This is a genomic window from Chamaesiphon minutus PCC 6605, assembly GCF_000317145.1.
In the GTDB taxonomy this organism is placed as follows: domain Bacteria; phylum Cyanobacteriota; class Cyanobacteriia; order Cyanobacteriales; family Chamaesiphonaceae; genus Chamaesiphon; species Chamaesiphon minutus.
In genome coordinates, this window is sequence record NC_019697.1 from 4245935 (window position 1) to 4268964 (window position 23030).

At 47.6% G+C, this 23030-nt stretch carries 21 protein-coding genes and 1 pseudogene; 17 read left to right on the forward strand and 5 right to left on the reverse strand.

What is annotated here, in order from left to right; genetic code table 11:
• Positions 1 to 81 precede the first annotated feature (81 nt).
• From tal to CHA6605_RS19455, 7 genes and pseudogenes are all read left to right on the forward strand, one after another.
• A complete protein-coding gene (gene tal, locus CHA6605_RS19430; protein ID WP_015161099.1) occupies positions 82 to 1236 on the forward strand; it encodes a transaldolase in 1155 nt (384 codons plus the stop codon).
• Positions 1237 to 1936: 700 nt separating this feature from the next.
• Positions 1937 to 3466 carry a glucose-6-phosphate dehydrogenase gene (zwf, locus tag CHA6605_RS19435; RefSeq protein WP_015161101.1) on the forward strand — a complete coding sequence of 510 codons (1530 nt, stop codon included), beginning with the start codon at positions 1937 to 1939 and terminating at the stop codon, positions 3464 to 3466.
• Between the two features lie 273 nt (positions 3467 to 3739).
• Positions 3740 to 5104 carry a glucose-6-phosphate dehydrogenase assembly protein OpcA gene (opcA, locus tag CHA6605_RS19440; protein WP_015161102.1) on the forward strand — a complete coding sequence of 455 codons (1365 nt, stop codon included), beginning with the start codon at positions 3740 to 3742 and terminating at the stop codon, positions 5102 to 5104.
• A gap of 232 nt (positions 5105 to 5336) precedes the next feature.
• Positions 5337 to 6011, forward strand: a complete 675-nt coding sequence (locus CHA6605_RS19445) for a hypothetical protein (RefSeq protein ID WP_015161103.1) — start codon at positions 5337 to 5339, stop codon at positions 6009 to 6011.
• 143 nt (positions 6012 to 6154) lie between these two features.
• Positions 6155 to 6310 (forward strand): annotated as a pseudogene (locus CHA6605_RS37350) (DUF6888 family protein); the annotation flags it as partial.
• Positions 6310 to 6507 carry a DUF6887 family protein gene (locus CHA6605_RS19450; RefSeq protein WP_015161104.1) on the forward strand — a complete coding sequence of 66 codons (198 nt, stop codon included), beginning with the start codon at positions 6310 to 6312 and terminating at the stop codon, positions 6505 to 6507. The pseudogene CHA6605_RS37350 and the gene CHA6605_RS19450, both read left to right, overlap by 1 nt.
• Positions 6504 to 6986, forward strand: a complete 483-nt coding sequence (locus CHA6605_RS19455) for a hypothetical protein (protein ID WP_015161105.1) — start codon at positions 6504 to 6506, stop codon at positions 6984 to 6986. Before CHA6605_RS19450 ends, CHA6605_RS19455 begins: the two co-directional genes overlap by 4 nt.
• A gap of 2 nt (positions 6987 to 6988) precedes the next feature.
• On the opposite strand, the gene CHA6605_RS19460 is transcribed toward CHA6605_RS19455, so the two are convergent.
• On the reverse strand, positions 6989 to 7180 hold the full coding sequence (locus CHA6605_RS19460) for a DUF433 domain-containing protein (protein ID WP_015161106.1): 192 nt from the start codon (positions 7178 to 7180) through the stop codon (positions 6989 to 6991).
• A gap of 275 nt (positions 7181 to 7455) precedes the next feature.
• Here CHA6605_RS19460 and CHA6605_RS19465 point away from each other — a divergent pair, with 275 nt between their 5' ends.
• Both CHA6605_RS19465 and hisD read left to right on the forward strand, forming a co-directional pair.
• Positions 7456 to 9774 (forward strand): Tex family protein, encoded by a 2319-nt coding sequence (locus CHA6605_RS19465; RefSeq protein WP_015161107.1) that lies wholly within the window; start codon positions 7456 to 7458, stop codon positions 9772 to 9774.
• 373 nt (positions 9775 to 10147) lie between these two features.
• A complete protein-coding gene (gene hisD / locus CHA6605_RS19470) occupies positions 10148 to 11476 on the forward strand; it encodes a histidinol dehydrogenase (protein ID WP_015161108.1) in 1329 nt (442 codons plus the stop codon).
• Between the two features lie 131 nt (positions 11477 to 11607).
• Here hisD and CHA6605_RS19475 read toward each other — a convergent pair whose 3' ends face one another.
• Positions 11608 to 12543 carry a hypothetical protein gene (locus CHA6605_RS19475; RefSeq protein WP_015161109.1) on the reverse strand — a complete coding sequence of 312 codons (936 nt, stop codon included), beginning with the start codon at positions 12541 to 12543 and terminating at the stop codon, positions 11608 to 11610.
• Between the two features lie 479 nt (positions 12544 to 13022).
• Between CHA6605_RS19475 and glyQ the strand changes: the two genes are divergently transcribed.
• Complete coding sequence (gene glyQ, locus CHA6605_RS19480; RefSeq protein ID WP_015161110.1) at positions 13023 to 13907, forward strand: glycine--tRNA ligase subunit alpha; 885 nt, start codon at positions 13023 to 13025, stop codon at positions 13905 to 13907.
• Positions 13908 to 14036: 129 nt separating this feature from the next.
• Here the strand turns inward: glyQ and psbN are convergent, their stop codons facing one another.
• On the reverse strand, positions 14037 to 14168 hold the full coding sequence (gene psbN, locus CHA6605_RS33075) for a photosystem II reaction center protein PsbN (protein ID WP_015161111.1): 132 nt from the start codon (positions 14166 to 14168) through the stop codon (positions 14037 to 14039).
• Positions 14169 to 14421: 253 nt separating this feature from the next.
• Between psbN and psbH the strand changes: the two genes are divergently transcribed.
• The 4 genes from psbH (at position 14422) to CHA6605_RS19505 (ending at position 17317) form a co-directional block, all read left to right on the forward strand.
• Positions 14422 to 14625 carry a photosystem II reaction center phosphoprotein PsbH gene (psbH, locus tag CHA6605_RS19490; RefSeq protein WP_015161112.1) on the forward strand — a complete coding sequence of 68 codons (204 nt, stop codon included), beginning with the start codon at positions 14422 to 14424 and terminating at the stop codon, positions 14623 to 14625.
• Positions 14626 to 14862: 237 nt separating this feature from the next.
• Entirely contained in the window at positions 14863 to 15114 is a 252-nt protein-coding gene (locus CHA6605_RS19495; protein ID WP_015161113.1) for a TatA/E family twin arginine-targeting protein translocase, read from the forward strand.
• A 66-nt stretch (positions 15115 to 15180) separates the two neighbouring features.
• Positions 15181 to 15942 carry a pentapeptide repeat-containing protein gene (locus CHA6605_RS19500; protein WP_198288375.1) on the forward strand — a complete coding sequence of 254 codons (762 nt, stop codon included), beginning with the start codon at positions 15181 to 15183 and terminating at the stop codon, positions 15940 to 15942.
• Between the two features lie 31 nt (positions 15943 to 15973).
• Positions 15974 to 17317, forward strand: a complete 1344-nt coding sequence (locus CHA6605_RS19505; protein WP_015161115.1) for a hypothetical protein — start codon at positions 15974 to 15976, stop codon at positions 17315 to 17317.
• Positions 17318 to 17393: 76 nt separating this feature from the next.
• On the opposite strand, the gene CHA6605_RS19510 is transcribed toward CHA6605_RS19505, so the two are convergent.
• Complete coding sequence (locus tag CHA6605_RS19510) at positions 17394 to 17783, reverse strand: DUF309 domain-containing protein (protein WP_015161116.1); 390 nt, start codon at positions 17781 to 17783, stop codon at positions 17394 to 17396.
• 73 nt (positions 17784 to 17856) lie between these two features.
• Between CHA6605_RS19510 and CHA6605_RS19515 the strand changes: the two genes are divergently transcribed.
• The 3 genes from CHA6605_RS19515 to CHA6605_RS19525 all read left to right on the forward strand — a co-directional run bounded on the left by CHA6605_RS19515 (position 17857) and on the right by CHA6605_RS19525 (position 22295).
• Positions 17857 to 19728 (forward strand): ATP-binding protein, encoded by a 1872-nt coding sequence (locus tag CHA6605_RS19515; RefSeq protein ID WP_015161117.1) that lies wholly within the window; start codon positions 17857 to 17859, stop codon positions 19726 to 19728.
• A gap of 198 nt (positions 19729 to 19926) precedes the next feature.
• Positions 19927 to 20301, forward strand: a complete 375-nt coding sequence (locus CHA6605_RS19520; RefSeq protein WP_015161118.1) for a response regulator — start codon at positions 19927 to 19929, stop codon at positions 20299 to 20301.
• 62 nt (positions 20302 to 20363) lie between these two features.
• Complete coding sequence (locus CHA6605_RS19525; RefSeq protein WP_015161119.1) at positions 20364 to 22295, forward strand: response regulator transcription factor; 1932 nt, start codon at positions 20364 to 20366, stop codon at positions 22293 to 22295.
• A gap of 8 nt (positions 22296 to 22303) precedes the next feature.
• On the opposite strand, the gene CHA6605_RS19530 is transcribed toward CHA6605_RS19525, so the two are convergent.
• Positions 22304 to 22918, reverse strand: a complete 615-nt coding sequence (locus CHA6605_RS19530) for a HEAT repeat domain-containing protein (protein WP_015161120.1) — start codon at positions 22916 to 22918, stop codon at positions 22304 to 22306.
• Between the last annotated feature and the right edge of the window lie 112 nt (positions 22919 to 23030).

Below are 23030 nucleotides of genomic sequence, written 5' to 3' on the forward strand. Positions count from 1 at the left end.
ATTTTCCAGATCGAAGCTTATTCAATAGCGGCTACGCCCCAGAAATCGATAGTCAGTAAATATTTGGAGTAAATATCAATCATGTCACCCACAGCTCAAAATCCCTTATTAACGATCGAGCAAGAATACGGACAAAGCATTTGGATGGACAATCTCAGCCGAGATATCCTCACCACAGGCGAACTCGCCCAACTAATCGACAGCCGTGGCGTCTTGGGGATCACATCTAACCCCGCCATTTTTGAAAAAGCGATCGCAGGTAACGCCATTTATGACAACCAAATCGAAGAAGGGATTAAAGCTGGAAAATCGCTTAACGACATCTACGAATCCCTAATTTTTACCGATATCCGTCAAGCCTGCGACATTTTGCGCCCCGTCTACGACAAAACTAACGGGATCGATGGGTACGTCAGCATCGAAGTCCCGCCCACGATTGCCGCAGACACCGCCAGCACCATTAGCGAAGCCCGCCGCTACTACGGTGAAATCGGTCGTCCCAACGTGATGATTAAGATCCCTGGTACCCCCGAAGGCTTACCTGCCGTCGAACAAATGATTAGCGAAGGCATCAGCGTCAACGTCACCCTCCTCTTCTCTGTCGCCAGCTACGTCGAAGCAGCCTGGGCATACATTCGCGGCTTAGAAACTCGCGCCGTCAAAGGCGAAGACATTAGTAACATCGCCTCCGTCGCCAGTTTCTTCCTCAGCCGGATCGACACCAACATCGATGGTAAACTAGACCATCTCCTCAAAAACCTCAGCGACCCCACCAAAACCGAAAAACTTTCCGCACTCAAAGGCAAAATCGCGATCGCCAACGCCAAAATTGCCTATCAAGAATACAAAAAAATTATCGCCACAGATCGCTGGCAACAACTAGCTGCCAAAGGCGCACGCGTCCAACGCCTCCTGTGGGCGAGTACCGGGACTAAAGATCCCAGCTACAGCGATGTCATGTACGTCGATGGATTAGTCGGTAACGATACCGTCAACACCCTCCCTCCAAACACGATCGAAGCCTGCGCGGATCATTGCGATCCCGCCAGCCGCATCGAAGCCGGAGTCGATGAAGCCTACCGCCTTGTCGCCAGCCTCAAAGACCCCGACATCAACATCGATCTCGATAGCGTCATGAACGAACTCCTCATCGACGGCATCGACAAATTCGTCAAACCCTTCGACTCCCTGATGAAATCCTTAGATGTTAAGGTGAAAGCGTTGATGCCAGTTTAGGGATTTGGGATTTTGCAGATGCGCTCCGGTCGGGTTCCCCGACCATGGAAGCGCACCAAGCAGGATTTTGAATTTTGGATTGATGGTTTGGATCGATCGGCGACAGACAGAGATCGAAGTACATTGATAACTTAGTGAGAGACTCAATCCCAAAAACATCTCCACTCGATCGATCTAAAAACCATACCCTCAAACCAAGCACCATCTCTGAAATTACCGCACAACGCACCAAGTACGGAGTAAGTGCGATCGAGATTGAAACGAAGTCAACCATACTTATGCGTCAACCATAGCCTCAAAAAGGAGACTAAGATTCTGGTTCCCCCTCCCCCCTTCCAAACTGTTCATAACCCGCAGATTAATAACCTAAAGTAACAGTACTAATGCGAAGCGCGCTCAACGTCCCACAGATCGAACCTTGTGCAGGGGAGTTTGAGGGGCGGGGTGCCGCCCCTCAACGGGGGGTCTGGGGGAAGCCTCCCCCAGATCCGGGTTCTACCACACCAGAGATCGAACACTAAGCACCGATCCGAGTTCTGCCCCACCAGAGATCGAACACTAAGCACCGATCCGAGTTCTGCCCCACCAGAGATCGAACACTAAGCACCGATCCAAGTTCTGCCCCACCAGCAGCAACGATAATCGACTAGGGCAGAAACCTAAGTGGAAAGCCTCCACCCCACACATACCCAGAATAAAAATGCTCGATCTACTCGAAAACCCATTCCGCCTCGGACTACGACAAGAACGAGTCCCCGAACCCCAAATCCTCACCATCTTCGGCGCATCCGGCGACCTCACCCACCGCAAACTGATCCCCGCATTATATCAAATGCGACTCGATCGTCGGCTCCCCCCCGAAATCACCATCGTCGGCGTCGCCCGCCGCGACTGGAGCCACGAATACTTCCGCGAACACTCCAAACAAGGCATCGAAGAATTCGGCAACGGCATCCAAGACGAAACCGCCTGGAACGAATTTGCCAAAGGCTTATACTACTGCTCTGGCGACATCGACAAACCCGAAAGCTACCAAAAACTCAAAGCCTTCCTCGGCGAACTCGATACCGAACGCCGCACCATGGGCAACCGAGTCTTCTACCTCTCCGTCGCCCCCAACTTCTTCCCCGAAGCCATCAAACAACTAGGTAGTGCCGGGATGCTCAACGATCCCCAAAAACATCGCCTCGTCATCGAAAAACCCTTCGGACGCGACCTCAGCTCCGCCAGAGTTCTCAACCGCGTCGTCCGCCAACATTGCCAAGAGCAGCAAGTGTACCGGATCGACCACTACCTGGGCAAAGAAACCGTCCAAAACCTGCTCGTGTTGCGATTTGCCAACGCCATCTTTGAACCCCTCTGGAATCGCAATTACATCGATCACATCCAGATCACCGTCGCCGAAACCGTCGGTGTCGAAGATCGTGCGGGTTACTACGAATCCGCTGGTGCATTGCGCGACATGATCCAAAACCACCTAATGCAGGTATTTTGCCTCACCGCCATGGAGCCGCCCAACTCCCTCGACGCCGATTCCATCCGCACCGAAAAAGTCAAAGTTCTCGAAGCCACCCGCCTCGCAGATGTCAATAACCTCAATCGATCGGCAATTCGGGGACAATATCAATCAGGCTGGATGAAAGGCGAGCAGATCCCTGGCTATCGCGAAGAACCAGGCGTCGCTCCTGGCTCCGTTACCTCCAGCTTTGTCGCCATGAAATTTATGGTCGATAACTGGCGGTGGAAAGATGTCCCCTTCTATCTGCGCACTGGCAAACGCTTACCCAAAAAAGTTTCCGAAATTGCCGTGCAATTTAAAGAAGTGCCGTGGTTGATTTTCCAATCAGCCTCGCGTCAAGCCAATCCCAACGTCCTCACATTCCAGATTTATCCCAACGAAGGCATCTCACTCCAATTTGAAGCCAAAATGCCTGGAGCCGATCTGCGCACGCGCACCGAAAATATGGACTTCAACTACCAAGAAGCCTTTGGCGTCAAATCTTCCGATGCCTACGATCGATTATTGATCGACTGTATGCTCGGCGATCAAACCCTCTTCACCCGCTCCGACGAAGTTGAAGAAGCATGGCGCATCGTCACCCCCGCCCTCTCCGACTGGGAAGCCAACACCGATCCCAACTCGATTTCCCTCTACGAAGCAGGTACCTGGGGGCCATTAGCAGCCGAAGATCTAATCAATGACGATGGTCGCAAGTGGCATCGATCTTAGACCTGCGGGGAGCCAGGGGCGGGGAGTGACAGAGTCACGGAAACAAAATTAACAAACAGCATTTATCCACCCCCGCTCCCTGTCTTGTCTTGACGCACACAACCGGGAGGTAACCTCCCGGTCGTTGGCGGAGCCTTCCCGAAGGGAGCTGCGTCGCTGTCTGGCTAAACCGTCGGCTTTGCCGACTTTGGCGAAGCCTCTGCCTTAGCAGATACGCGAGCCACCGCTCCCCGCTCCCCGCTCCATCCTCCCTATTCCCTACCCTCTACAAAAATGAGTACCCAATCCCCCCCAGTCGTCTCTCTGCGCGCGCCGAAGGATGTTTCGGTAACTGATATCGAACAGGAATTAGGCCAAATCTGGAAAGACTATCAACCAGAAAGCCAAGCCCAAGATACGATCGTTGCTACTCAGGCTAGTACCTTCACTCTGATGGTCTACGAGCCAGAACCGACCCAGCACATGTTAGCAGTATTGGGCTTCTATAATGGCCCAATCGATGGCATTTTAGGCCCAGCGCAAGTCAAAGCTATCAGAGCAGCGCAAAAAGCTTATAAACTCCCCGTCACTGGTAAACTCGATCGCGAGACGACGAGCCAGATTCAGTCGAATTATCACGATCGAATCACTCAGAATAACGACAAACACGCCCTCGCCGTCGAAAAAGACGTCGATAATCGCGGTTATATAGTTACTGATGCGATCGCCAATACCAATCCCCGCCGGATCGTCACACTCTGTCCGATCGTCGGCGAAGATAGTAGCGTCACCGCCCAAGTATCGGTATATTGTCCGATGAAGAAGCAGTATCTACATTCCCTTGTCTGTAGCGAATACGTCACCTTACGGGGCACGCCAGACGCCTTAGAGCGCAATGGCGAGAGTATTGCCAATCTATCGGTTCCCGACTTACCCCGCTTCTTGTGGTGGAAGGATACCCCCACACCTAGCAAACCACTATTTCAAAACTTAGCACATCAAGCACATTCGGTCATATTTGACTCGGCTGATTTTGTCAATAGCGAAACTGAATTGTTGCAATTACACGAAATTCTCGACAATGGTATTCCCGTCATCGATCTCAACTGGCGCAGGATTGCTGGTTGGCAAGAACTCACCGCCGAAGCCTTCGATCCGCCAGCTCGTCGCAAAGATATCACCGAAATCGATCGTGTCGATGTCAACTACGAGTTAGGCAATCCCGCTCAAGCCATTATGTTTCTCGGCTGGCTCTCCAGTCGCCTCCAATGGCAACCCGTCAGCTACAAACATACTGGCGGCGATTATGACTTGCGAGAAGTCGATTTTGTCGCTCCTGACGGACGCAAAATCCATACCGAACTAGCCGGAATGCCAACAGCCGACCCTGGTGAAATTCCTGGCGATTTGATGGGTGTGAGGCTTAACTCTACCAACCCCAAAGCCAACTGTATCACCGTTCTGTGTTCGGAAGTAGCTGGCTGTATGCAAATGGAAATGCGCGGCGGTACCCAAACTGCACGAGTAGAAGAAGTAACTTCCATCGCCGAGCGCAATGCCGAAGATTTACTCGCCGAGTATTTACAACGCTGGAGTCGAGATCTACTCTACGAGCAAACGATGACTGTAGTTGCTCAGATTTTGAGCAAATTAGGCTGAGTTCGGGTTAAAGATATCGGCTTCGTTCTAGCACCGCCGATTGAAATCGGGGCTACTATTACAAAGTCCGCCTACGCGGACTAATAAACTAGTCCGCGTAGGCGGACTTTGCATCACGAGCAGAGACTTCCAGTCTCTAGGCTCTTCGTCTCCCAAACTGAGGTTAAAGTAGGCTAAATTATTGCGTAGGGTGTGTTATCGCATTAGCATAACGCACCCAAAATTTTACAGGATGACTCTATTTAATATCTTCGGATCTCCTTCTTCGATCGATCGAGATATCCTCGTTTTTGTCGATACACTGCCCGAATTGGAAGCCAGCAAAACCCTAGCTAAACAGCTTGCGCCGACAATCCAGGCGCACTTTCAAGACGCTAAATCACCAAATATTAACTTCGGCATTCTGGATAATGGGGTAATTGTAAAGACGCTCAAAGGCATCCCCGACGAAACTAATAATGCTATCTTGGCAACATATAACTTTCATCTCCAACCACATCAACTTGCCGTTACCCATCCTGTAGTGCGAGATCTTGATGCCAAAAACCAGCGCGCCGCTCGCGTCATCCTCTCATTCTATTCTCGCACGACTCACCGCGAAGGGGTCAAGCAAGCCCTCCGGGGAGATTTTCAGGCAAAATGTGCCATGCTGTCGCAACTCAATTTCTCTGTACCTGTAGACTTTGGCAAACAGGCTACGCCTGAAGTAGATATTTACAAAAGTATCGCCTTTCAACTCGGACAGTCGCTAGCACTGTCCGAGGGTGTCGAACTCTATACTAAAGAAGACATCGTTTCATATTTTCCGCTGTTTGGTGCTGCACTCCGTCGCGAGCCAATTATCCCCGAATGTCGGCAGGCTTTAGAACATGCCAAGCAGCGGTTCTTAGATATAAGCTTTGCATAAGCTATACGATCGAACACCAAGAGCTATAATCCTTATTTATCGATCGATGACGATCTCATTTTGAGCCGATCGTGGTCTAAAATAAGTCAGCTACAATGGTATTCAGATAATTAATGTCTAATTTCAGTTAGACATCAGCTCAAGCAGAAACTTGTCTTCAGCTATCGCCAGATCTAACGAGGATGTATAGACCAATCTATCTAGTTCGGTTCGATCGACGTACTGGTGACATATTTATGTTAGCTGGAGAAGGAATTGAGATAACAATTAAGGCAAATGGTCTTTGGAGGTTTAATTGATGAAACCAGATTTTCAAGCTATTTCTCAAGCTGAATTGAGATCTTACGTCATCGCCCATCCTGACGATCTTGAAGCTTTTGAGACTCTAGCAGATCGGGCTTATGCCAATCCCAATCCCCAATGGTATCAGCCTCAAGATATCGGTAGATTTCCAGAACTTTTGGAGCAGCATCGAGCTAATAAATATACACAATGAGTTTATTTTCTGACAATCCCATAGCAATGGAAGAAGTAATAGACGATACAAGAAAAACTGTAGAACAAGAAACCCGATGGGCTTATCCAATTGCACTGAAACTATACCAAGATAGCCATCATTTGCCAATTGACTGGGCAGTAGAGTGCCTAAGAATATACTTGTCTGAGTTTAAGCCTTCAAATATTACTAAGCTTAATAAGTATATTGCACAGGCTTTAGATATGGAGTATCGAGATGGGCTAACTTCTTCGCAGTGCATAAAGATTGCAAATGAACTCTGTTATTTGCCCGAAGAAGGGGACAATCTTGAAGCTGCAATAGCTAGATTGTGGTGGGCTATCTCAAACAAACAGGATAGTTTTCACGAAGCTGGAAGAGCTATTGAATTATTATTACCCGATAAATCTAATAGTCTATTATTCGATCTTTATTTGGAAGCTGCTGTCAGGATTTACAAAGAATACGGAATTTATTAAATTTATTTCGCATAAGATAGGGCTTCATAAATATCTAGCAGCTCTAAATATGGATAAGCAGCGAGGATTTCTTCAGGTGTACGTCCTGATGCCATTAGTCCGACAATCGTGCCGACAGTAACGCGTAAGCCGCGAATGCAAGGCTTACCGCCCATCACTTCGGGATTGAATGTAATTCGAGACAACTCTTTCATGAGGATTCTCCTTAGTGAGATCGAGCTTTATTAGTGGTTGGTGCAATTAGTTATTAAAATAGCCAATATCTGAAATCTAACTATTGGGTACTGCCCTACTAATATTTTATAATTAATTATGCCTACCTGAAAGCCATAACTTGTTAAATTAACTTTGCCCAGCGTATACTGTACTGTATCTAAATTTTAATGCTCGGCGGTAATTAATAGTCTCCCAGCCGAGACATACCTAATTTCTCCCAAAAACTTTAAGCCAACTGAAATAATAATTTCACATGTTAGATATCCGCGCTCAAATTGCTGCCGAACTCGACTTAAACCCTAGCATCGTGCAAAACGTTCTAGATTTATTTGCCGAAGGAGCCACGATCCCGTTTATTGCTCGGTATCGGAAAGAGCGAACGGATGAGATGAATGAAATCGTGTTGCGCGAACTCGAAGAAAGGTTTACATATTTAACCGAGTTGGCGGCGCGGAAAGAAAGTATTATTAGCTCGATCGAGTCTCAAGATAAATTAACTCCAGAATTGCGCGCCAAAATCGAAAATTGTTTATTAAAAACCGAAATAGAAGATTTATATCTACCCTACAAACCGAAGCGACGCACGCGAGCGACAATTGCTAGGGAAAAAGGATTAGAACCATTAGCTGAGTTGATTCGCTCTTTAAATAATCCCAGTGCCAAGCCGCTAGAATTGGAACCCGAAGCAGCTAAATATATCGATGAAGAGAAGGGTGTCAAGACAGCCGCCGAAGCTCTAGCTGGTGCGTCCGATATTATTGCGGAATCGATCGCGGATAAAGCCAATTTACGCGCTTATATTCGTGAGTATATTCAATCGGAAGGGCAGTTTATATCGAAGATTAAAGATGATGTCCCTGAAGGCTCGACTAAATTTGAGATGTATCGCAAGTATTCGGCACCAGTAAGTAAAGTTGCCCCACATAATTTACTCGCCCTATTTCGTGGCGAAACTGAAAAGGTATTGAGTCTCGACTTAGAATTTAGCGAAGATGATATTTACGATTATTTAGCTACCCAAGAGATTAAAACTAAAGTACCCGCTATTCGGGACTTTTATCAAGCAATGCTCAAAGATGCTTTCAACCGCTTGATGAAAACATCGTTGGTAAATGAAGTCCGAGCTGAATCTAAATTACAGGCAGATATCGGCTCGATTTCTAATTTTGAAACCAATCTCCGCGAACTATTACTATCGGCCCCAGCGGGGATGAAACCGACACTGGCGATCGATCCTGGCTTCCGCAGTGGATGTAAGGTTGCGGTATTATCTGAGACAGGCCAATTCTTGGCTTATGAAGCTGTATTTCCCCATCAGTCTGCCAACCAACGCCAACAAGCTGCCAATACAGTCAAACAATTTATTAAAAAATACAATATCCAATTAATTGCGATCGGGAATGGTACCGCCGGACGCGAAACCGACCAATTTGTCATCGAAACGATCGCCGATCTCGAACCGAAACCGATTAAAGTAATGGTCAATGAATCGGGAGCATCGATTTATTCAGCAAGCGAAGTGGCAATCTCCGAATTTCCCGATTTGGATATTACCGTGCGCGGCGCAATCAGTATCGGACGCCGATTACAAGATCCTTTAGCCGAATTAGTAAAAATCGATCCCAAATCGATCGGTGTCGGTCAATATCAACACGATGTAGACCAAAAATTACTCAGAAAAAAACTCGATGATACTGTCGAAAGTTGCGTCAACTATGTCGGCGTCGATCTCAATACTGCCTCCAAAGAATTGCTGACATTTGTCTCTGGTTTAACGCCGACGATTGCCAATAATATCATTGCCTATCGCAACGAAAATGGAGCTTTTAAAAACCGCAAACAACTACTCAAAGTAGCCAAGCTCGGCCCCAAAGCCTTCGAGCAAGCCGCTGGTTTTTTGCGCATCCGCGATGGCGAAAACCCCCTGGATAATACCGCCGTTCATCCCGAAAGTTATCCGATTTTGGCCGCGATCGCCAAAGATGTCAATATCCCCCTCACCGAACCCACCAAACTCGGCTCACAGCTCAAACAAACAGATATTAAAAAATATATCACCGATACCATCGGCGAACCCACCCTCCGCGATATCATCGGCGAACTCGAAAAACCCGGACGCGACCCCCGCGCCGAGTTCAAATATGCCACCTTTAAGGAAGGTATTCAAGAAATTACAGATTTAGTCGTCGGCATGGAATTGGAGGGCACCGTGACCAACGTAGCTAACTTTGGAGCCTTTGTAGACATTGGGGTGCATCAAGATGGATTGGTACACATCTCCCAGTTATCCGATACCTTTGTCAGCGATCCCAACCAAATTGTCAAAGTCGGTCAAGTCGTCAAAGTAAAAGTACTAGAAGTCAACGCTCAACTCAAACGCATAAGTTTGACGATGAAAACTGGTGCTACACAAACAGAACGGCCATCCCCACAGCCAGCCGAGCGCAGTCCCAAACCCCAACTATCATCGGCGAAGCCATCGAAACTAGTAACAAAAACTCAACCAGTGCAGGAATCAAACCAGCCAGCAACACTGGCAGATTTACAACGGAAGTTTGGCAAGAAAAAATAGAATTAGCGGCAGGTCGATCGATTTCAGCTATCTGGGTACTAACAAAACTAACAACCAAGCTCTAGCCAACTCGATATTAGGGCTGGACGATCGACAATCTTATGACAAAAGTATAACTAATAACAGTTTAGGTAAGTTAGATCGATTAGATCGATAGAGGCATCTAAAAACAATTTTAGTAGCGTCGCAAAGCCTACCGCAGGCAAAGTCTCCCACCTTAGAGAAACTGCCAACAAACTACCACCGAAGCGCGATTTGTGTTGTACCAGCCGCTAAAAATCGCGCTAAGCTATAACATATAAGGTCGCCAAGGATAGACTGTCCCCACAGACCCCCGATCGTTCCACCTTCTGCTAATTGGCATTTTTCAACCATGCTGCGAATCATCACTCAGCAGACTGAAGCGCAACAAGAGTTGCAGCGAATCAGTGCCCGTACCCACGACGATGCGATCGTCCATAAAGAAGCCACCGTCAACGAGATTGTCCAAACAGTCAGACGACAGGGCGACAAGGCTTTGCTACACTATACGGCTGAATTTGACGGTCAAGCTCTGACAGTCGATCGGTTGCGGGTCAGTGGTGCCGAATTAGATGCTGCCTATCAACAGGTGTCTAAGGAGTTACTCAAGGCGATCGAACTTGCCGCCCAAAATATCGAGGCTTTTCACCGCCAGCGGATGCCCAAATCTTGGGTCACCTTTGGTGAGGATGATGTCGTGCTGGGCAAACGATACAATCCCGTCGATCGGGCGGGCATCTACGTGCCAGGAGGCCGCGCTTGCTACCCCAGCACGGTGCTGATGAATGCCATTCCTGCTAAAGTCGCAGGCGTGCCGCAGATCGCCATGGTGACCCCACCAGGAGCTGATAAAAATCTCAATCCTGCCGTCTTGGTTGCCGCTCAAGTCGCTGGCATCGAAGAAATCTATCGGGTGGGTGGTGCTCAATCGATCGCCGCTTTAGCATACGGTACCGATACGATCGCTAAAGTAGATGTCATTACAGGACCGGGTAATATTTATGTCACCCTCGCCAAAAAGTTAGTCTACGGCACCGTGGGGATCGATTCCCTCGCAGGGCCATCCGAAGTGCTAATTATTGCCGACCGCAATGCCAATCCCCAGCACGTTGCGGTCGATTTGTTAGCCCAAGCCGAACACGATCCGATGGCTGCGGCAATCTTGATTACCACCGACATGGGTTTAGCTACAGCCGTTCAAGCCGCAGTCGAGCAACAACTGGTAAATCATCCCCGCCGCACGCTCACCGAAAAATCGATCGCCCATTACGGACTGATCGCGGTAGTCGATACTCTAGAACAAGCTGCCGAACTCTCTAATCGGTTCGCACCAGAACATTTAGAAATTAAAACTGACGACCCTTGGGCATTAATCGATCGGATTCGTCATGCTGGGGCGATCTTCTTGGGTGATTCGACTCCAGAAGCGGTAGGCGACTACCTGGCTGGCCCGAATCATACCTTGCCGACATCTGGTGCCGCTCGTTATGCTTCAGCCTTGGGTGTCGAAACATTTATGAAGCACTCTAGTCTAATCCAATATTCGCCAGCAGCTTTAGGCAAGGTTGGCAATGCGATTCAAGCTCTCACCCAAGCTGAAGGACTATTCTCGCATGGGGAGTCGGTACGCCTGCGGTTGAACGACGCTGCTACCGATCGACTGCGTCAACGAGACGAATAACGAAGGCAGAACGCAGAAGGTCGTTTTTGTAATGGGTATTTATGCCCAGCTTCCAACTCGCCAAAGTAGGGGCAATTCATGAATTGCCCCTACTTTGGCAAGCGATTGGCTCGATACCGATCGTGGACAGCTTACGATCGATCTGGCAACTCTAGCTTTTGCGGCAGCGAACGCTTAATCGGTGCGGGTTTGGGTTTTTCGACCTCGCTGCGCGGAGTGACCGCTTTGGCATCATCCCCGTCCCAAGGCTTCTTAAATGGTTTTGAACCAGCCCCATCGATCGGGGGCTTCCCACCGCCTTTACGTGGCGTTTTAGCCCGCAGAGTGGCTACAAATTGACCGCTACGGATCTGTAAATTGTTCTCGACTCTGACCACATCAAAATCCCAGAAGTTACCGACCAGCTTTTGAGGGAGATCGCCAATGAGTCGAATTTTAAAATATCGCTCTTCTTCGGTTTTTTTCTTGGGTGCTTGGCGAATTTTGACAAAGATTTCTTTGCTTTCCCGCGATTGATAAATGACTTCGCCCCGAATCGAGAAATAACTATCGGGAATCCCTAAAGTCTCGATCGTGGGCATCGGCGGTACCTCCACTGGCTCGCTAGACCCCTCTGGAGCGACGATCGTCGGATCGAGTGGCTTAATTACCAATTGTGGGTCCCACATCCCCATAATTTGGGCGTGCAGCTTATTATCCTCTTTGCGAATGCGCGGATAGACTACCCACAGATGCGATTTTTCTAGATCCAGGTGATTTTTGATCAGACTCATGATCCGACCGAGAATCACAGCATCAATCTCTGTACCGTCATCGGCCAAAACCATCCCTTGATTGAATTCCTCGCTAGAGGGAATATATTTACCTAAAATCAAGCCGATCGCGCGATACTGGAGCGGCTCACTTGCAGGTGGAATCGGTGTATTCCCCGTCAGTTGTAGCATCGGGGGCAAAGGTGGATAATCTGCCGGGTCTGGTTTTTTCGGTCGCTTGATCGGTTTCGCAGGTCTGGTAGCAGCCTCTGGATGCGATGGAGGCCGATCGGTAGGAAATTGTGCAGAACTCATAGAAAATGCCTTCGGACGGAGTCAAATTTTTCGATCTCCCTCTCATGGTAATCGGGATCTTCGAGACTGAAATTATGGGTATGTAACAACCAAGCAGATCGACTATCTGCCCAGATCGACATCTGGCGATAGATAGATAGTGCCCACATCCCGCGCTCAAACTACTATGGAAGCAACCCAGTCGATCTAAAAGACTGACTTTGGTTACATTCACTTGCATAATTATTGATGCCAGCCTATTCTAGCAATTTCTGGTCAAATCCTGAAATCAATCTTAAATTATTACACCCGATCGACCTCAAATTCTGTGCTAATCGATGCAATCCCGTAACACAAATAGCCAATATCTTCGGTGTTACACTTTTTGATTAATTTAAACAACCCCTACCCCACCCTAAAGCCTAAAGCCTAAAGCCTAAAGCCTAAAGCCTAAAGCCTAAAGCCTAAAGCCTAATCCCTAATCCCTATACCCTCTAGTCATGAACTTTCAATCCGTCGTCGCCACTCTCAACCAATTCTGGAGCGCACAAGGCTGTTCGATCGTCCAAGCATACGATACCGAAAAAGGTGCAGCCACCAAAAGCCATCATACCTTCTTGCGCTCGATCGGCCCCGAACCGTGGTCGGTGGCGTATATCGAACCCTGTCGGCGTCCTGGTGACGGTCGTTATGGTCAAAACCCCAACCGCTATCAACATTACTATCAATATCAAGTCCTGATCAAACCCTCTCCCGATAATATTCAAGACGTCTATCTCGACTCTCTGCGCGCCGTAGGCATCGAGCCAGCAGATCACGATATTCGGTTTGTCGAAGATAACTGGGAAGACGCCGCGATGGGTGCGTGGGGTGTCGGTTGGGAAGTGTGGCTAGATGGAATGGAAGTCACTCAATTTACCTACTTCCAGCAGTGTGGCGGGATCGATTGTCGTCCGGTATCGATCGAAATTACCTATGGTTTGGAGCGGTTGTGCATGTATCTGCAAGGTGTAGATTCGATCGCCAAAATCCAATGGAACGACACGCTCACCTACGCCGATATCTATCTCCAATCGGAAATAGAGCAATCTACATACAATTTTGAGGCGTCTAATCCCGAATTATTATTTACGCTGTTCGACTTATATCAACAAGAAGCCGAACAACTGATCGCCAAAAAGTTGGTCATGCCGAGCTTGGATTATGTCCTCAAATGCTCTCACACCTTCAATATGCTCGATGCGCGCGGTGTCATCTCAGTCACAGAGAGAACGCGCTATATCGGTAAAGTACGCGGATTAGCCCGACAAGTCGCCCACCTTTATCTCGCACAACGCGAAAAATTAGGCTTCCCCTTGCTATCTAAAGCCACGGCGATCGTCTAATCCACAACGATTCGGGATTAGATCTGGTCGGTGAAACCTATTTGGTGGGTAGTGCTAAGACCTAGTTGGTGGGCAATGCCCACCCTACGGCTATAGCTTTCAACTTTCCACTCTCAACTTTCAACTAACTTAGTCTTCATGATCGTCGAAAGGATCGGACAACTGCTTGGCTGGAGGGCCGAAGGAGATATACAGACCGTAGGCAGTGGTGAGGATCACCGCTGCACCTAACGTAATGCTAAGAACTGTTGCAGATTCCATGATTATTTTAATTTAAGGATGTTGCTTCTCTTACAATATTAATGAATTTTACAAAAATTTACCAAATATTACGGAGATCGATACAGAGCGAACTTGAATCTACTCAGGCGGTGGGGATGCCAACACATGGATTCTTTCGCTCGAATTAGAACGGGATCGGTTGTCGAAAACGCGAATTTTGTTTGGTACACTGAGGGATGTGGAATGTTCCCATCCCGCATATATAATAGTATCCACATAACATTATCGACACATGGCACAACGCACAAAATTAGGAGATCTGCTCAGACCTCTAAATGCTGAATATGGTAAAGTCGTTCCTGGTTGGGGTACTACCCCAGTTATGGGCGTATTTATGGTTTTATTTGCAGTCTTTTTACTGATCATTCTCCAAATCTACAATAACTCTCTAGTTCTAGATAGTTTCTCTGTTGACTGGAGCGGCGGCGGACAATAGGCAGAGGTGGTGACTGGAGATTGGGATGGGTAAACAACGTTAGCCTTTGTCTAGGTTTAATCTTAGAAGACGATCGTTAAGATTGACTCTATCCCATACCCGATCGATAGCCACTGTAGATTAGTCGATCGTTGACAGGTTAGTCGATCTCACAGGATTCGATCTGAGCCTCGATCGATAAAATGACGGTGTATAACTGTAGACACAGCCAGAGCAATTGGAAGTAGGAACAAGATTATGAACTTTTTTGGGATCGGTTTACCGGAAACTATCGCGATCGCTGTTGTCGTACTATTGGTATTTGGCCCCAAGAAGTTACCAGAAATCGGCAAGAGTTTAGGCAAAGCGATTAAAGGTTTCCAAGAAGCCTCGAATGATTTTCAGTCAGAGTTTAAGAAGGAAGTAGACGCGATCGAATCTGCGGTAAAGTCTCCCAGTCAAATCGAATCGACTGAGGCAGCCAAAAATAAATCAGAAAGTAATACTTAGACTAACTTTTGAGAGCGGGTTATAAGCGAGATTCTGTAAGATAGCTCGGTAAATAATCTCATGAAGATGACTGCTGAAGATTTTTTAACTCATTGTAAAATTCCAGAAAAAGGTTATACAAAAGTTGATTTTAGAGGAGTCGATCTTAGTAGTATGGACTTAAGCGGCTCAGACATCCGAGGTGTTATTAATCTTAGCGGAGCCAACTTAAGAGGTGCAAATCTAACTGGAGTCAAGTGGAAAGGGGTAGATCTTAGGGGAGCTGACTTGAGTGATGCCGTTTTGAAAGATGCTTCGATGGAAGATATCAACTTAAGTGGGAATAGTATTCCTGCTGATTGTGAAGGAGTTGAATTCGTCACATGTTACATGTACGGCTGTGGATTTATAAATTTGAATAATGCTGTCTTTCGTAACTGTTGGCTGCTAGGAGCGGATTTTGAACACGCTAGCATTCAAAATACCAAATTCATTGACACACATTTAAATGGTGCTTCTTTTAGAGCAGACATGCAATATATTGAATTTACTCGATGTGATTTGAGTGGAAGCTATATTGGAGAGTCTAGGTTTGACAATATTCGGGTCGAAGAAAGTCATCTCAAAGGCGTGAATTTTGACGGAGGTGTTTTTAATATTTGTGAATTTATCAGATCGGATTTGAGAGGAATGATTTTTAATGAAAGGATATTGACTAAAGAAAGAGTCTCACAAGCAAGTATTGCTGGAAGTATGGAGCAAACTATCTTTGAGGATACTATCTTGAGTGATGTACAGCACTTGGTAAGTTACGGAGAAAGAAAAAGAAACCGAGGGAAAATAGAGTAATCCTCAAGTGGTAAACAAAAGGAGCATGACTATGATTCCTTTGGTCGGAGTGCCCCAAACCATAGCCAAACAACTGAGTGCGTATCGAGAGGTCTTTTGTAGAGCCGAAGGATTCGAGCATGTCAGTCGATATGTCAGTGGATTAATATTAAGCGCAAACAAGACCCTGCAAGGAATTTACGCCCAACAAGTTTACCCCCAGGGAGAAGGAGTAAGTAGAAGAGCGATGCACTCTGCCGTCTTTGAGGCGGGATGGAGTAGCGAAAAATTAATGACACAGCATCGAGAAATAGTAGGGAAAAAGCACCGAGGAGTAGGGAGAGAAATAATCAGTTTAGATTGGACATTATCCCATCATGAATACGGATTAGAAATCTACGGGGTCAAACGAAGTTATGATTATGTCAATCGGTGTATGAGTAATTATCAAACAGTAGTAACTGCAACGATCGCCAACCGAGAACAAATTGATGGGATTGCTGCTGAAGTCCAATTACCGGACTTTAGTAAAGAGGAAAAGAAGTACTTGCAAATGACGGCGCAACCAAGTTATCAAAGCCAAGCGGAATTAATGCAAAGGTTAACCGAGCTGTTGCATTATCAGCAAAACCGATTGGCGTACCGAAAACGTACCGAAATAGCAGTAGATATCGTGCGTCAAGTCGAGTCAGAAGGAGCATTTCCCCAAGCAGACTATGCTTTTGACAACGGAGTATTAACGTTAGAATTAACTCAAATAATTGAGTCTTCAGGGAAGCATTGGGTCAGCGAAATTGAAAGTTCTCGGTTAATTTTATGGCAGGACAAATGGTGTAGAGTCGATGTAATTGCCACTCAATTATGCGGGGAACATCCAGAGAGTTTTCGACCTTTGCAAGTACGGTGTCGCAATGGTACGGTCAAGCAGTTTTGGGCTTTTACTAAAACTGTGCGCCTCAAACGATATGGACGAAAACGATTAGTTATCGTTCACGAACGGGAGGATTTAAGTGATGAACCAAGATTTTTATTAACTGATGCTTTGCACTGGGAAAGTGGTCGAGTTATTCAGACTTGGAGTTATCGTTGGACTATCGAGATTTTTCATGAGTTTGCCAAGCAGGTGACTGGGTTTGAGTCGGCTCAGGTACGCAATCAGGAAGCGGTTAAACGCCACTTCTGTCTCAGTTGTATATCGCAGTCGTTACTTCAATCCTTGCCCTGTCAAGGTCAAAAATCTGAACGATTTATGTTTGCCCACAACCAGCAAACGGTAGGACAGCAACTTTATAGTTTGACTCGCGAAGCTTATCTCCAAATGCTGCATCTGGTGCAAGGTCTATTTGCCCAAACCCATACCTGTGAGCAAGTTTTGGAGGTGCTGATGCCTGCTTAATCTCCTCAATCATATTTTTCTCTGTTCGTAACTTGCCAAGTGCTGTGATGTAGGCGAAACTGTGTCCTATCCATAATCATGAAATCGATCGAACCATTGGTAAAATACTTGAATCTTGAGATAATCGATCGACAAAATCATCGATCCCTTCGATGCCGATCGATTGCAAAGTATTTAATAAATTCCGACTATCTTCCATCAGCCGCGTGACATCGATACCTGCATATACGGGTTGATAATAAGGTAACCGCCCGATTCCTTCGCCGAGCAAAGTTACCGCACCGCGCCAATTGCGATTGTGGAGATGATAGCAAGCCACCGCAATTTGCAACACGCCTTGATAAAACTTCTTGTCAGGATCTACCGACTCCATCCACAAAGCTTCGAGCGTATCGTGACAGGCATAATACTCACCCGCATTAAATTCATTAATACCCTGCAACCATTCCGGTGGAAAATCTGACATTACTTAGCTAAGAGCAGGTTTTTTAGTAAGATGATGATATCACCGATAGCCTCGCCTCAACACCACCGATCGAATGACAGGTAAACCGTCCAAGCCACCAAAAAGAAAATCGGCTGCGATCGATCGAAATCCAGTCGCGATGCCTCGTGGCGATCGATCGGTACCGCCAGCCGCCCAAATTCAGAGCGAACGGCAACAGGTGGAATTGTTTGCAGATATTGCCTTTAAGATTCGGCAGTCATTACAGCTATCCGAAATTCTACGGACGATCGTGACAGAAGTCCAACTAGTATTAAAAGCCGATCGAGTTTTGATTTATCAGGTGCTGGCTGACGGTACTGGCAAGCCAATTAGCGAAGCCGTATTGCCGGAATATCAGGCAATTTTGGGGATGGAATTTCCAGAGGAGGTATTTCCACATGAGTACCAACAGCGGTATGCGCGCGGACGCGTCAGAGCGGTGGCGGATGTCCGCGATCCGCAGGCGGAAGTGGCCGATTGTCTGGTAGAATTCGTCGAACAGTTTGGGGTCAAAGCTAAATTAATCGTCCCGATTTTGCACAGTTCGAGCGTCCATCCACCCAGATCGACACCACCCACTCATCCCCTGTGGGGATTGCTGATCGCGCATCAATGCGATCGCCCCCGCCAGTGGGCTGATTTCGAGCTAGGACTGATGCAACAGCTCGCCGACCAAATTAGCATCGCCCTCGCGCAAGGGGAGTTGTGGGAGCATTTAGAAGAGATTGTGGCGGAAAGAACGGCACAACTGCAAGCTGTCAATGCCAGTCTCCAGCAAGAAATCGACGATCGCAAGCAAGCAGAAACAGCCCTGCGCCAGAGTGAGGAGCAGTTGCGACTGATTACCAATGCGTTACCAGTCTTAATTGCCTATATCGACGATCGCGAGTGCTATCAATTTAACAATCGAGCTTATACGGACTGGTTGGGACAGTCGCTAACGGCGATGCACGGTGCCCACATGCGCCAAGTTTGGGGAAATGATTGCTATCAAAGAATGGAACCCTACATTCGGGCGGCTTTGGCAGGGCAAGTCGTCACTTATGAGAATGAAATCGATCTGATTAATGGTAGTACTCGCTCTGTGAGCATCACTTATATTCCCCACCGCGATCTGGAAGATCGAGTGAGTGGGTTCTTTGCCCTGACTAGCGATATCAGCGATCGTAAGGCGATCGAACGGATGAAGGATGAATTTATCTCTGTTGTCAGTCACGAACTCCGCACGCCCCTGACATCCCTCCACAGTGCCCTCAAAATCTTGGCGACAGGACGCTTGGGGACTCTTTCGAGCGACGGACAACAACTACTGGCGATCGCCGATGAAAATACCGAACGCCTGGTGCGGCTGGTAAATAGCGTCCTCGATCTCCAACGGATCGAATCGGGAGCTGTAACGATCGAAAAACAAGCGTGTAATGCTGCCGAACTGATGGTGCAAGCAGTAGAAGCGATGCAACCTATGGCGCAACAGCATGGCATTACCCTAGTCAATCAACCATTAAATGCCAACATTTGGGCAGACGCCGATTATATCCTCCAGACGTTGACCAATCTAATTAGCAATGCGATCAAATTTTCCGCCCCTGGTGGCAAGGTGTGGCTGACAGTTGACACTCAGCGACAGCCGCTCCCTGTGCCAAAGGGTCAAAAAATATCCAAATCCAAAGCCAAGAACGCGGCGGAGGTAGTACTATTTCAAGTCCGCGATGAAGGACAAGGAATTCCCACTCATAAATTAGAAAGTATCTTTGAAAGATTTCAACAAGTTGATGCCTCCGATTCTCGCAAAAAAGGTGGTACGGGTCTGGGCTTAACAATTTGTCGAAAAATTATCGATCGACATGAAGGTAAAATTTGGGTGGATAGTAATTTAGGTGTCGGTAGTACCTTCTCGTTCACGTTACCAGCTTCGATCGAATAGTAGGCAGCCCGACATCTAGACTGCCTACTTAACCTAAGTTGTACCAATAACCACAGCGGTTAGAAACCGCTGCTCGGAGTGCAAAGTCCGCGTAGGCGGACTTTGCAACAATAGCCACGATTTCAATCGTTGGTATTCTAGTAAGTAGCAACTTGGGTTAATTATTTCTGCCTTCGGCCTTCTCTCTCGATCGAATTTATGGAGCATAAACGATTATTAACTATCGACGATGAAGAAGCTATCCAAATTGTCGTCAAATTTGGGATTAGTATGACGGCAGAATGGGAAGTTTTATCTGCCAGTAACGGTAAAATGGGAATTGAGACTGCCGAACGCGAACTGCCCGATGCAATTTTATTGGATGTAATGATGCCGGAAATGGATGGCATTGCCACTTTCAAGGCTCTGCAAGCAAATCCAATTACTGCTGGAATTCCAGTTATCTTCCTGACTGCTAAAGCCCAGACTGCCGAACGCCGACAGTTTAGCGATCTCGGTGTCAGTGGGACGATCGCCAAACCATTTAATTCGCTCGATTTACCCGCTCGGATTGCCAAAATTCTGAATTGGTGAAAGATAGTCGATCGTTTTGCATTCTATCTTAGTAAATTAGACTCGATCTGGATTAGGTTTAGATGAAAATTCTGTTAATAGAAGATGATGACGCATCGATCGCCCTATTAACTCGGAGCCTGACAGCTCAACATCATATTGTCGATGCGGTCAAAGATGGCGAACTGGGGTGGACCTACGCTTCTACCTTTGACTATCACGCCATCGTGCTCGATATCATGCTGCCCAAGTTAGATGGGATTAGTTTGTGCCAAAAGTTGCGAAATGCGGGCTATACGACACCGATCTTGCTCCTAACTGCTCAAGATAATACTACCGCCAAGGTACAAGGCTTAGATGCAGGGGCGGATGACTACATGGTCAAACCGTTTGAAACTGCCGAACTGATCGCCAGAGTCCGCGCTCTGTTGCGTAGGGGTAGCACCAATCCCCTGCCAATATTGAGTTGGGGCGATCTGCTTTTAGATTCGAGCAGTTGTGAAGTTACCTACAACGGCCAGCCGCTGAGCCTGACAACCAAGGAATACGACTTGTTAGAGCTATTCTTGCGGGATACTTATCGCGTGTTTAGTAGCGAAGAAATTATCGATCGATTGTGGTCTTCTGACGATTTTCCCGCAGAGGCGACAGTGCGCTCTCATTTACGGCGGCTCCGCCACAAACTTCAAGCCGCAGGCGCACCTCCAGACTCGATCGCGACCATTCACGGACGGGGATATCATCTCAAATCACTCCAGCAACTGGAAGAGGGGGAGAGGGGTGGAGGGGGAGACGGCGGGACTGAGCATGGTGGTTCTGAGTCAACCACAACACGCCAACAGCAGCAATATTTGGCCTTTCTCCAGGAAACATGGGTAAAGACCAAACCTCAATGTCAGGAACGACTAGTCGAACTTAGGGCGATCGTCGATCGATTGGTGGTGGAAACTAGCAGCGATTTAGAACGACAACAAGCACACCAAATCGCGCACAAATTAATTGGTACCCTCGGCGTATTTGGCTTGACGGCGGCAATGTCGATTGCCCGCGAGATCGAAGTTTTACTCGATCTCGATACTTCACTCGCTCCGACGGAGGCGAAGAAACTGCCAACTTTGGTAGCCGAACTAAGCCGGAATATCGAAGCCGCAGCACCTACTCAGCCACCGCCAACCACAACTGTGGACACAGCTTCAGATCGATCGTCATTGCCCTTGCTATTACTGGTCGATCTCCCGTCAAACCTAACTCAGCCCCTGACAACGCTCGCCACACAGCGTGGCTGTCGCACTGTTACTGTGGCGACGATTGCTGATGCCGAAAATTATCTGACTACCGCCATTAACGAGCAGTTGCCAACAGCGATTTTAATCGGTCTCGGAATCGAGCGGCAAGAGTCGATGCTCCATAGGAGCGGCTACGCCAACAGCGAGCGTCCGCTGTTCGATTTTCTCGAGCGCGTCGCACGGCAGTTTCCCGCTCGCTCCGTACTTGTACTGAGCGAGCGTGACGAATTACAACAGCGGTTAGAGATCGTCAGACATGGTGGCAAATTTTTGGGCACTAGCGGATTGACAACAGCGCAAATCTTTATAGCGGCTACTTCCTTATTCCAGCCTGCCAATGCAATGGTGAAAGTAATGGTTGTCGATGACGATCTCGATTGGTTGCACGCGCTCCCCAAATTATTAGCACCTTGGGGGCTGAAATTAACTACTCTTGCCGATCCGCTCCAGTTTTGGACGATATTGCAATCGGTGCAACCCGACGCGCTCGTGTTAGATATCAAAATGCCAGAAATTAACGGTTTTGAATTGTGTCAAGTCTTGCGTAGCGATCCGCACTGGCGACACTTACCGATTTTATTTTTGACGGCAGCAAATGACCCGATCGCCCAGCAGGAAGCTTTTAACGTTGGTGCCGACGATTATCTCTGCAAACCGATCGGTGGTGGCGAACTGGCTCGACGCATCCGCCACCGTCTGGCGCGACTGCACGCCGCACAGCTCGCCTGAGTAGTTATCTATTGCCGATCGCTATTAAATTTTGTCGTCATCTCTAGCCGCGATAAAGCACTAGTCGCTGCTTCTTTGACGTATGAATCTACCGCTTCATCTGCCAAGAGAGTATTAATAGCCGTCAAACAGCGCGGATCGGCGATCGCGCTAAGGGCATTGACAATCGACATTGCTAACGCTGGATTATCGGTAGTTTGCAATGCTTCGATCAAAATATCCACGATCGGCACACCAATGACACCCATTGCCATCACTGCGGCAATATTAACCACCGGATTTGGATCTTGAAGCGCAGTCTTTAAACCCGCGATTCCCTGTGGGGGGAACGGCTCGTCAGGATAATTAATCGCTACCTGCGCCAGTGCTTTGGCAGCACTCCCACGCACGGTAACATTTTCACTATTGAGTAGAGCTTCAACCAATGGCGGCACCGTATCGTGCCCGATCGCACCCAATGTTTTTACTGCCGCCCGCCGATAAGTAGTATCCTCATCGTCGAGAATATCCATCAATCGCGGAATAGTAATCTCGTCAGGATTATCGACTAGTTCCCACATCGCTCGATCGCGCATGTGAGGATTTGGGTGTTTGAGTTGTTGTAAACTTTCTTCTGTAGACATAATTTATCTGATTAACAATTAATAGCTTTTATTTATATTAGGAAGTTTCGCCTTAATCGACCCAACCTCCAATTTTTCTCGTTCATACCATCATCTAATTCTTACCAACAAC